This window comes from Acidovorax sp. KPB24-03, from assembly GCF_057546605.1.
Genome location: NZ_BAAJYR010000098.1, coordinates 1 through 12,362, shown reverse-complemented (window position 1 = coordinate 12,362; position 12,362 = coordinate 1). Strand labels below are relative to the sequence as shown.

The window sequence follows — 12,362 nt, the reverse complement described above, 5'->3', positions numbered from 1 at the left end:
CAACTTCTTCGAAATCGGGGGGCACTCCCTGGTGGCGCTGCGCATTCTTGACCAGGTGCGCCAAAAGGGCTGGCCGGTCCAGGTGCGTACCCTGTTCCAGCACCCGGAGCTGGCGGATTTTGCCCAGGCCCTTGTGCAGGAGCCGGCCCCTGCGGAAGTATCGGTGCCGCCCAACGGGATTCCGCCCGGCGCCTCGGTAATCCACCCGGAGATGCTGCCCCTCATCGCGCTGGAGCCCGCACACATTCAGCAGATCGTTGCGCAGGTGCCGGGCGGTGCGAGCAACATCCAGGACATCTATCCCCTGGCGCCGCTGCAGGACGGCATGCTGTTCCACCACCGCCTGCAGCGCGAAGGCGACGCATACATCACGCTGCATGCGCTCGGTTTCGACAGCCAGGAGCGGCTGGAGCGCTTCATCGCCAGCTTCAACCAGGTCATCGAGCGCCACGACATTCTCCGCACGGCCGTGCTGTGGGACGGCCTGCCCGAGCCGGTGCAGGTGGTCTACCGCCATGCGCCCCTGCAATTGCAATGGATGGAGGCGGATCGCAACGCCGACGATACGGCGGTGCCTCAGATGGCCGTCGCCGAACGGCTGGCCGCGCTGGTGGACCCTGCGCGTCACCGGATCGACGTGCGCCGCGCACCCATGATCCACGCGGTGGCCGCGCACGATGCCTCTGTCGGCCGCTGGCTGCTGCAATTGCCCAGCCACCACCTGGTGCTGGACCACACCACGCTGGAACTGATCATCCAGGAGATCGCGCTGATCCAGCAGGGCCGGGCGCAGGAGTTGGGCCCGTGCGTGCCGTTCCGGCAGTTCGTGGCGCAAGCCCGGCGCGCCAACGGCCAGGCCGACCACGAGGCGTTCTTTCGCTCCATGCTGAGCGATGTGGATGAGCCCACCGCACCGTTCGGGCTGCACGATGTGCAGGGCGATGGAACGCAACTCGCGCAGGCCGGCCTTTTGTTGGAGGCGGGCCTGGCCTCCCAGGTGCGGGCACAGGCTCAGCGGCACGGCGTGAGTGCGGCGACGCTGTTCCATCTGGCCTGGGCCATGGTGCTGGCACAAGCCACGGGCAAGGACGACGTCGTTTTCGGCACCGTGCTGTTCGGCCGCATGCAGGGCGGAACCGGCGCGGATCGCGCCCTGGGTCTTTTCATCAACACGCTGCCCTTGCGCGTAAGGCTCGGTGCGCAGGCCGTCGGTGCCTGCGTGGAGCAAACGCACCGTGCACTGAGCGATCTGCTGCACCACGAGCATGCCAGCCTGGCGCTGGCGCAGCGCTGCAGTGCACTCCAGGGCAACACCCCGCTGTTCTCGGCATTGCTCAACTACCGCTACAGCCCGCCCGCTGAGGGGCCTCAGAGCCCGATCTGGGACGGCATGGAGTGGCTTGGCAGCGAAGAGCGCACCAATTACCCGCTGGAGCTGGCCGTGGACGACCAGGGCACAGGCTTCACGCTCACGGCCAAGGTGGACCGGCGGGTCGATGCGCAGCGCCTGTGCAGCTGGATGAGGGCGGCCCTGGAAGGCCTGGTCGGCGCGCTCGCCACCGAGCCCAGTGCCCGGGCCTGTGAACTGACGGTGCAGGGCGAGGCGGAACGCCAGCAGTTGATGCGGTGGGGAACGAATGTCCGACGCTACGCCCCTTTCGTGCCGGTGCACCGCTTGTTCGAACAGCAGGTGCAATCCCGGCCCCAAGCCATCGCGCTGGTGGCGGGCGATGAGCAACTGAGCTACGAGGCGTTGAACCGGCGGGCCAACCAGATGGCGCACCGCCTGATTCGCCATGGGGTGCGCCCCGACAGCCGGGTCGGCATCGCCATGGAGCGGTCCGCGGCCATGGTCGTCTCGCTGCTGGCGGTGCTGAAAGCCGGCGGTGCCTATGTCCCGCTCGATCCGCAACTGCCGGCCCAGCGGCTGGCCCACATGGTGGCGGACAGCGGCATGGGTTGGCTCCTTACCCAGCCGCAGGTGCGCGCCCGGCTACCGCATACGGAGACATTGCCGGTGCTGGACTACGACTTCGCCGAGCTGGCGGGCGAATCCGAGCGAGATCCCCAGGTTCCGCTGCATGGCGATCACCTGGCCTATGCCATCTACACCTCCGGTTCCACCGGTCTGCCCAAGGGCGTGATGGTGCGGCACGAAGCCCTGGGCCATTTCCTGCGCAGCATGCAGGAGCAACCCGGACTGGGCGCGGATGACGTGCTGGTGGCGGCCACCTCGCTGTCCTTCGACATCGCCGCGCTGGAGGTGTATCTGCCGCTCGTCACCGGCGCGCGGCTCGTGCTGGCCTCCCGCGAAGTCACGCGCGACGCCTCGGCGCTGGCCCGGTTGATCGAGGACTGCGGCGCCACGGCATTCCAGGCCACGCCTGCGGGGTGGCGCTTTTTGCTGACGAGCGGCTGGAGGCCCATGGCGGCGCGCCGTATTCGCGGCCTGTGCGGCGGTGAGGCCCTGCAGCCGGATCTGGCGCTCGCGCTGCAAGGCCTGGGGCTGGAGCTGTGGAACATGTACGGCCCCACGGAAACGACCATCTGGTCCACCGCGGGCCGCGTCGAAGGACCGCCCCGGCTGGGCCAGGCGATTGCGGCGACCGGGCTGCACGTGCTGGACGGCGCCTTGAATCCGGCACCCGCCGGCGTGCCCGGGGAGCTTTTCCTAAGCGGGGTCGGTCTGGCGCGTGGCTACCAGGGCCGGGCGGGTCTGACGGCCGAACGCTTCATCGCAGGCCCTGGCGGCGAACGCCTGTACCGCACGGGCGATCTGGCACGCTGGGGCGCTGACGGGCAGTTGGAGTACCTGGGGCGCATCGACCATCAGGTGAAGATCCGGGGCTACCGGATCGAGCTGGGCGAAATCGAGGCGCAATTGCTCGCTCAACCCGAGGTGCGCGAAGCCGTGGTGGTGGCCAGGGAGGGTGCCACGGGCGCCATGCTGCTGGGCTATGTGGTGGTGCACGCCGGGCAGGGGGATGAGCCTGTCCCGCTGGCAGAGCAACTGGTGGCGAGGTTGGCGGCCACCCTGCCCAGCTACATGGTGCCTGCCGTGGTGATGGCGCTTCCGGCGCTGCCGCTGAATACCAACGGCAAGGTGGATCGCAAGGCGCTTCCGGACCCTGGCGCGGCGCCTGCACGGAATTTCGAACCCCCGCACGGGGCCGACGAGCAGGCCCTGGCCGCCATGTGGTCCGAACTGCTGGGTGGGGTACCCGTGGGTCGGCGCGATCACTTCTTCGAACTCGGCGGCCATTCGCTGCTGGCAGCGCAGCTTGCCTCGCGGGTGCGGCAGGCCTATGGCGTGGACCTGGCCTTGCGCCGCATCTTCGAAGAACCCGTGCTGCACGCCATGGCCAGCGACATTCGCAAGGCGCTTCACGGCGGGCTTGCCATGGCAGGCGGGCCGGCCCTGGTACCGGTGGAGCGCCGGGCGCACATGCCGCTGTCGCCGGCGCAGCAGCGCCTGTGGCTCGTGGACCAATTGCCAGGTGCCTCGGTGAAAAGCACCGCTTACAACGTGAGCGCCGCGTTGACGCTCACTGGCGCGCTGCACGTCCATGCGCTCCAGGGCGCCCTGGACACGATCGTGGCGCGCCACGAAGTGCTGCGAACCCGCTACGGCCAGGACGACGAAGGCGAGCCGGTCGCATACATTCTGCCGGCCAGCCCGTTGCCCGTGCCGATGCAGGATCTGTCGGGCCTCGACGCTGCGGCGCAAAGCCTCGCCGTGCAGGCAGCGCTGTCCGCCCACGCCAAGGCGCCGTTCGACCTGTCGTCCGGTCCGGTGTTTTCGGCCGCCTTGCTGCGGCTGGGCAGCGATCGGCACATGCTGCTCCTCTGCGTGCACCACATCGCGTTCGACGGCTGGTCGGAAGCCGTTTTCGTCAAAGAGTTCGTGGCCCTCTACGCTGCGTTGAAGGACCATCGTCCCTCGCCGCTGCCGCCGCTCGCACTCCAGTACGCCGACTATGCCGACTGGCACCACCGCCGGCTGGCGCAAGGGCGCACCGACACGCCAGCGTTTTGGCGCGGCTATCTGGCCGGGGCGCCGGCCTTGTCCTCGCCCCGACCGGACCACGAACGTCCGGCCGTTGCGTCGACCGAGGGCAGTTCGGTGCGCCTGCGCATCCCCCGGGAATGTGCCGAGGCACTGGGTGCCTTGGCGCGAAGGGAGCAGACGACGCTTTTCACCGTGCTGCTGGCGGCTTTCGAGTGGCAACTGCACCGCCAGACGGGCGCGGGCGATCTGGTGATCGGCACCGATGTCGCGGGGCGCAACCACCCCGATCTCGAAGGCCTCATCGGCTTTTTCGTCAACGTGCTGCCGCTGCGCTCGCGCATGGAACCCGGGTTGACCTTCCTGCAATGGCTGGCGCGGACCAAGGACAGCACCTTGAGCGCCTTCGAACACCAGGACATGCCCCTGGACCAGATCGTGGAGTTGACGGGACTGCCTCGCACGCGCCAGCACAACCCGCTGGTGCAGGTGCTGTTCGTGCTGCAGAACCTGCCGCAAAGCCGCTTCGAATTGCCGGACCTGGCCATCGAAGTGGCGACGCAGCCGGTCTCCACGTCCAAGTTCGACCTGGGGGTCTTCGTGGTCGAGGACGCGCATGGCCTGGGTATCGAATGGGTCTACGCCAAGCGCCTGTACCGGCACGAAACCATCGTGCGCGCCAGCGATGCCTGGGCCAGCCTGCTGCAACAGGTGGCTGCCACGCCCGACGCGCCGCTCGAGCGCTTTGCCCTTCCTCTCTATCAGGAGCCTTCAATGATGCTGTCTTCGTCGCTTGCGCCGAGCAAGCTGGAAAAACTCAAGAAACTCACCGTCAAGGGCCGCCCCGCTGCAGAGGCCGTGGCACGCTCTCCCGTGCGCATGTCCTTTCTCTCGGCGCAGCGGGAGTTTCCGCTGGTGATCGAGGCCACGGACAACGACCTCGATCCTGTCGCGTGGGCCCGTGAGCAGCGCGGCTTCATCGAATCCATGCTGCGCAAGCACGGCGGCCTGCTGCTGCGCAACCTGGGATTGAAGAGCCCGCAGGATTTCGAAGCGTTCGCCGAGACCATCGAGCCCGAGCTGTACGGGAGCTACGGCGACCTGCCCAAGAAGGAGGGTGGTCGCAACACCTATCGCTCCACGCCGTACCCGGAGCGCCAGATGATCCTGTTCCACAACGAAAGCTCGCACCTGGAGCGCTGGCCTCGCAAGCAGTGGTTCTTCTGCGAACTGCCGTCGCCGGTGGGCGGCGCGACGCCCATCGTCGATTGCCGGGAGATGCTGCGCCGCCTGCCGGCGGACCTGGTGGACGAGTTCGAGCGCAAGGAACTGCTGTACCTGCGCACCTTCACGCCCGGCCTGGATGTGAGCTGGCAGGACTTCTACAAGACCGACCGCCGAGACGCGGTGGAAAGCCGCCTGGCGGCCGCCGGAATCGAGTGGCGCTGGCTGGATGGCGACACGCTGCAGAGCCGCACGCGTTGCCCGGCCGTGATGGCCCACCCGATCACCGGCGAGCGGGTGTTCTTCAACCAGGTGCAGCTGCACCACGTGAGCTGCCTGGAGCCCGAGGTGCGGGAAGACCTGCTCGCCATGGTCGGAATGGAGCGGATGCCGCGGCATGTCTGCTATGGCGATGGCTCTCCAATCAGCGACGAGACCATGGCGCTGGTGGGCGAGGCCTACGAGGCGTGCGCGGTGCGCTTCGACTGGCGCCAGGGCGATGTGGTGATGCTGGACAACATGCTGGCAGCCCATGCCCGGGACCCCTATGAAGGCCCCAGAAAGATCGTGGTCGCCATGGGGGCCATGTACGACCGCGCCGCGCTGCAGGCGCTGCCACCCGAAAGCGCGCAGGTGCTGTCTGCCGTCGCTTCCGTTCCTTCTCCGATCCCTGGTTGAAATGATGTCCACCCTCACTGATCTCACTGAAACCACCTTCGCGCTCAGCCCTGAGCAGCGGGCCATGCTGTCGATGGCTGACGAGGACCCTGGAGCAGCGTCGCTGACCCTGGAAATCCGGACCCGCATCGAAGGCCCGCTGGATCCGCTGCGGCTGCGCGCCGCCGTGGAGTCCGCTCTGCGTCCGCATGGCGCCCTGTCCACGGCACTGCGGGCCGTGCCGGGCTATCGCGGCCTGCGGCAGCAGCCACTGGAGTCGCTGCCTGTGCTGGACTGGCACGCCGGTGACCTGCGCTCGCCGGCCGCCGAGCGCGCCGCACCGGCATCCGTCTCCGCCCTGGAAGACTGGTGGCAAGGGGTGTCCGCCCTTCCGCTGGACCCGTCGCGTGCGGCGGTGCTGCGCGTGGGACTGGCGCGGACGGCGGATGCGCAACACAGGCTCGTGATCGCCGCGAACGCGCTGGCCGCGGACCAGGGTAGCCTGGTGTCGTTGCTCGATCAGGTCGCGCGTGCCTATGGTGGCGAATCCTCGCACGGTGGCGACGAGCCCTTCCAATATGCCCAGTTCGTGGAATGGCGGCAGGACCTGCAGGAGGGCGACGATGCCCGGCAGGAGCAAACCTATTGGCGCAATCACGTAGAAGGCAGCGATGCCTTGCCAGCGCCGCGTCTGGATGCCTTGATGGATGGCCCAGCGGCCGTGTCAGGGAGGCGCCTGGCGCTGCGGCATGCGCAGGCGGTCGAACCGGTGCTCGCGGCCCAGGTCCAAGCCGCGGCCGATTCGGCAGGAACGCAGGTGCACACGCTGCTGCAGGCCGTGTGGTGGCTGCTGCTCTCGCGGTTGGCTGAGGAGCGCCGGTTCGTGGTCGGATGGCAGAACGATTGCCGGGACGACTACGACGTCATGCAAGGCAGCGTGGGCGCGTTCAGCAAGGTGTTGCCGGTGGTAGTGGACATTGCCCCCACCGAAGGGTTTGGGGATTGGCTCCGCCGGTTGAGTGCGACGCTCGATGCGCATGCGCAGGCTCAGGAGTTCTGCCCCATCGACGCACCTGCGCTGCCAGGGCTTGCGCGCTGGGGATTCCTGGCCCGCCACGCGCCCGCCCGGCATGCGGTGGAGGGCACTGTCTGGCAGGTCGAGGCCTTGCCTGCGCCCTTGCCTTGCTTCGAATTGGTGCTGGATGCGCAATGGTCCGCCGGGGTGCCTGGCTCGCTGGCAATCCACGCCGCGGAAGGCCGCTGCAGCGAGGCTGCCGCTCAGGCACTGCTGATGCAATTCACCACGCTGCTCGCCGCGGCGGTGGCACAACCCCAAAGGCCGGTGGCCCGCCTTCCCCTGGTCGGTTCGCAGGAGCGCGCGCTTCTGATGTCGCTGAACGATGCGTTGCTGGAGGCCGGGCCGCTCACGGTGGGCGAGCACATCGCACGCTGGGCCACACTGACGCCGGATGCCCCAGCCATTGAGGCGGGTGCGGAGCGCCTGAACTACCGTGAGCTTCAATCACGCGTGGACCGCATGGCGCAAGCCCTGCATGTCCACAGGCTGACTGCGGGCGGACTGCTCGCCATCGAGCTGCCCCGGTCGCTCGACCTGGTGGTCGCCATGCTCGCGGCTTGGCGCGTGGGTGCGGGTTACCTGCCCCTGGAGCCCGAGTGGCCGGCCGCGCGCCGCGAAGCCGTGCTGGCGCATGCCCGGCCAGCGTACGTCCTTCGCGCAACGGAGTTGGGTGTCGAGTCGCCCACGCCAGTCCCCTCGTCCTGGCGCGACATCCATCTGGCCGATCTGCAAAGTACGGTGCCCTCCGACACAGGTTGGCAACGCGCGCCGCAACTGGCCGATCTCGCCTACGTGCTCTACACCTCCGGATCGACCGGGCAGCCCAAAGGCGTGGTGATCGGGCAAGCGCAGTTGCTCAATTACGTGGCCAGTGCCACGCAGGCGATGGACCTGGGGCGGTGCCGGCGCTGGGCGCTGACCAGCTCGGTGGTGGCGGACCTGGGCAACACCGCTTTGTTCGGAGCGCTGTTCAACGGCGCCTGCCTGGTCATTGCCGAGAAGAACGAGATCGAAGATGCGCAGGCGTTCGCGGCCTTCATGGCGCAGCGCCAGATCGATGCCATCAAGATGGTCCCGTCGCACCTGGAGGCGCTGCTCGAGCACGAAGCGCCGGTGCTGCCGCGCACCTTGGTGCTCGGCGGGGAGTCCACGCCCAGCGCCCTGCTGGAGCGCATCGCGCGCCTGGCACCACAGTGCTGCATCTACAACCACTACGGCCCGACCGAGGCCACTGTGGGCGTGATGGTGCATGCCCATGGATCCGGCGCCACGCTGGGTGGAGCCGCCTTGCCGCTCACCCGCGTGCTGGCCAACAACCGCATCCATGTGCTCGACGAACACCTGCAGATGGTTCCGCAGGGGGGGCGGGGCATGGTCTTCATCGGGGGCGCGCAGTTGTGCTGCGGTTACCTGCACCGTGAGGCGGGCGGCGATGCGTTCATCGAGGACCCCTTCAATCCGGGTGAGCGCCTCTACCGCACCGGCGACCTGGCCTGGCGACTGCCCGGCGGTGGCATCCGGCTGGCGGGGCGTGCCGACCACCAGATCAAGATCCGGGGCTTTCGTGTCGAGCCCGCCGAGGTGGAGGCCGCGTTGCTGTCGCACCCGAACGTGGCGCAGGCCACGGTGTTTGCGCGGCCGGGCGAAGGCGGTGCATCGGAACTGGTGGCGTTCGCCGTGGCCCACAACCCTGCGCTGCAGGCCATGGCGGCGGCCTTGCGTGACCATGTGGCCGCCCGCTTGCCTTCCGCCATGGTGCCCACGCGCTGCGTGGTCCTGGCACAGTTTCCCCGGCTTCCCAACGGCAAGATCGATCGCGTCGCGCTGGAGGCCCTGGCTGCCAGTGGCGGCGATGGCGTTCAGTCCCGTCCACCGCGCGATGCTCTGGAGCATTTGCTGGCCGACGCCATGGCCCAGCTTCTGCAAAGGGATGCCATCGGCGTGGACGACGATTTCTTCGACCTGGGGGCGCATTCGCTGCTCGTGATCAAGCTGGTGGCGCGCATCCGCAAGCTGCTGCAACTGGAGGTGGCACCGGGCCTGGTGTTCGACCACCCCAGCATCTCGGCGCTGGCGGCGGCGCTGCGGCAGGGCGAAGGCGACCGGGCCGCTCAGTTGGAGCAGCGGGCCCAGGCGCAGCGAGCGGCAGGTGCCGCGGCCCCGAAGGCTGAGCCGTACCGTGGCGAAGGAGCCGACGCACCCGCGACGGTTCACGCATGAGTCCCCATCGCCTTAAAAACGAAGACACCATGGATGCCATCGCAACCGCCGCCCCGTCCCGCGCCGCCGCCCCGCAGGCGCTTCGCATCCTGCCACTGCAGGACGTGGAGGATGGCGACATCGTCCCGTTCACTCGCGCGGGCGACGACATTCCCCTGTCCTGCGCGCAGGAGCAACTGTGGTTCCTCCAATGCCTCGTGCCCGGCATGACGGCGTACAACCTGCCCCGGGTGCTGAAGATCGACGGCCCGCTCGATGCCGATGCCCTGGAGCGCGCCTTCCAGGCCGTGCTTGCCAGGCATGCGATCCTGCGCACGGCCTTCATCGAACGGGACGGCGTGCCTTGGCAGACGGTGCGGCCGCAGGTGCCGTTCCAACTCGAGTGCATCGATGCGACCGACCGTGCGGCCGAGCCTGCCGACGCCGTCATGGCCGAGCTGGCCAGTGGACTCGCATCGCATGTTTTCGAATTGGGTCGTGCGCCCGCGCTGGTGGCGCGCCTCGTGCACCTGGGCGATCAACGGCACCTGCTCGGTGTCTGCCTGCACCACATCGTGACGGACGCGGCCTCCAATCCCATCCTGGCGCGCGACTTGGGGATGGCCTATGGGCAAGCCCTGCGAAGCCCGGGCCCGGTGCACCTGCCTGCCCTGCCTCTGCAGTACGGTGACTTCGCCGTCTGGCAGCGAGCGCAGCTGGACAGCGGCGGTTTTGCGCGCCAGTTGGACCACTGGAATGCCCATCTGGGCCCGCACGTTCCGGCGCTGGAATTGCCCCTGGATGGTGTGAGGTCGGCGGGGCAGAGCTTTCGCGGCGAATCGCTGAACTTCACGCTGGAACCGGCGCTGTGCGAGCGCCTCCTGAGGCTGTGCCGCGCCGAGCGTTGCACCCCCTTCATGGTGTTGCTGGCCGCCTGGCAGATGCTGCTGTGCCGCTACAGCGGGCAGACCGATTTCGGGGTGGGCGTGCCCAATGCCGGGCGGCACCGCGAATCGCTGCGCGATCTGCTGGGCTTTTTCGTCAACACGCAGGTTTTCCGCGTCCGGCTGTCGCCGCAGCAGACCCTGCGCCAGATCTGCCGCCAGGTCCGGGCCGATGCCCTGGCTGCGCTGGAGCATGCCGATCTGCCGCTCGAAGCCTTGCTGGCCAGCCGCAAAGCGGGCCGAGAAGGCGGACGCAACCCGCTGTTCCAGGTGATGTTCAGCTGGCAGGTGGCCGACCCTTCGCTGGTGCTGGACTTGCACGGAGCGCGCGCGGAGTTCATCGATGCCGGCCCGGCCGGCGCCAAGGTGGACCTGTCGCTCAACGCGGTTCTGGATGCCGGTCAGATCCATGCCCGGCTCGAATACAACACCGACCTGTTCGGCCCGGACACGGCACAGCGGCTGCGTGCAGGCTTTGTGCGGGTACTGGAGGCCCTGGCGGACCATCCCGATGGGCTGCTGGGAGAGCTGGACCTGTTGGATGTTCGTGAGAGAGAGCGACTGCAGGGGTGGGGAGAGCCTGCGTTGGTGGCTGAGCCGATGGGGGAGGGCTCCCTGCATGCGCGGATAGAGCGCCATGCGCGGGCGCAGCCGGATGCCGTTGCCCTGGTGCTGGGCGATCGGCAGCTGAGCTACGGAGAGCTCAACCGCCAGGCCAACCAACTGGCGCACCAGCTCATCGGTCGCGGCGTGGGCCCCGAGGTCCGGGTGGGCCTGGCGCTGGAGCGGGGCCTGGAGACGGTCGTTGGCATGCTCGCCATCCTCAAGGCCGGGGGGGCCTACGTGCCCCTGGACCCGCAGTACCCAGCCGATCGCCTGGCCTACATGGCGCAGGACAGCGCCGTGGCCCTGGTGCTCACCCACAGTGCGTTGCGCGGATCGCTCGCCTGGGCCGAAGGCCTGCCCACCCTGGAGCTGGACACCCTGGATTGGCAAGGTGAGGCTGGGAGCAACCCCGGCATCGCCGTGCACCCCGAGGGGCTGGCCTACGTCATCTATACCTCGGGCTCCACCGGGCGGCCCAAGGGCGCGCAGCTGAGCCACCGCAACGCCACGCGGCTGCTGGATGCCACCCAGCCGTGGTTCCACTTCGGGCCTGAGGACACCTGGACGCTGTTTCACTCCTACGCCTTCGACTTCTCCGTGTGGGAGATCTTCGGTGCCCTGTGCACCGGGGGGCGGCTCGTCATCGTGCCGTACTGGGTCAGCCGCTCGCCGCAGGACTTCGTGCAGCTGCTGCGCGAGCAGCAGGTCACCGTGCTCAACCAGACCCCCTCGGCCTTCGGTCAGCTCATGGAGCAGCAAGAGGCCTACGAGAGCGGGCTGGCGCTGCGCTGGGTGATCTTCGGGGGCGAGGCCCTGGAGCCGCAGCGGCTCAGGAAATGGATCGAGCACTGGGGCGATGCCCAGCCGCGGCTCATCAACATGTACGGGATCACCGAGACCACCGTGCACGTCACCTACCGGCCCGTGACGCGGGCGACCTGGAGGCGGCGCGCAGCCCCGTGGGCGTGGCCATCCCGGACCTGGGGCTGCGCGTGCTGGACAGCTCGCTGCAGCCTGTGCCCATCGGACTGCCGGGCGAGCTGTACGTGGCGGGCGAGGGGCTGGCGCGGGGGTACCTGGGGCAGGCGGCGCTCACCGCGCAGCGCTTCATCGCTGCGGAGGGGGGACAGCGGCTGTACCGCACGGGGGACCGGGTGCGCTGGAGCGCGGGCGGGGAGCTGGAATACCTGGGGCGCATTGACCACCAGGTGAAGATCCGGGGGTTCCGGATCGAGCTGGGGGAGATCGAGGCGCAGTTGCTGGCGCAGCCCGAGGTGAGGGAGGCGGTGGTGCTGGTGCAGGAGCGCGACAGCGGTGCGAGGCTGGTGGCGTACGTGTCGCCGCAGGCGGGGCAGGCGATCGAGCTGGGGGCGCTGAGGAGGCGGCTGGGGCAGGGGCTGCCGGAGTACATGGTGCCGGGGGCGGTGGTGGTGGTGGCCGAGGGGTTGCCGCTGAACGGCAACGGCAAGGTGGACCGCAAGGCGCTGGGGCAGATGGGGATGGAGGGGGCGGGGGAGCAAGAAGGCCTGAGGGCGCGGGAGTACGAGGCGCCGCGAGGGGAGGTGGAGCAGGCGCTGGCGCAGATCTGGGGGCAGGTGCTGGGGCTGGAGCGCGTGGGGCGCCATGACAACTTCTTCGAAATCGGGGG

2 protein-coding genes and 1 pseudogene are annotated in these 12,362 nt (G+C 68.8%); all 3 read left to right on the top strand.

Annotated features, from left to right (window positions below; genetic code table 11):
• Nucleotides 1-13: 13 nt before the first annotated feature.
• Entirely contained in the window at nucleotides 14-5,908 is a 5,895-nt protein-coding gene (locus tag AC27KI_RS12630; RefSeq protein ID WP_487114062.1) for a non-ribosomal peptide synthetase, read from the top strand.
• Nucleotides 5,909-5,912: 4 nt separating this feature from the next.
• A complete protein-coding gene (locus AC27KI_RS12625) occupies nucleotides 5,913-9,185 on the top strand; it encodes a non-ribosomal peptide synthetase (protein WP_487114060.1) in 3,273 nt (1,090 codons plus the stop codon).
• Nucleotides 9,182-12,362: pseudogene (locus AC27KI_RS12620) on the top strand (amino acid adenylation domain-containing protein); the annotation flags it as partial. The gene AC27KI_RS12625 and the pseudogene AC27KI_RS12620, both read left to right, overlap by 4 nt.

Excerpts from the sequence above, each read along its gene's own strand:
- AC27KI_RS12625 (WP_487114060.1), top strand. The coding sequence starts at position 5,913 with ATGTCCACCCTCACTGATCTCACTGAAACCACCTTCGCGCTCAGCCCT.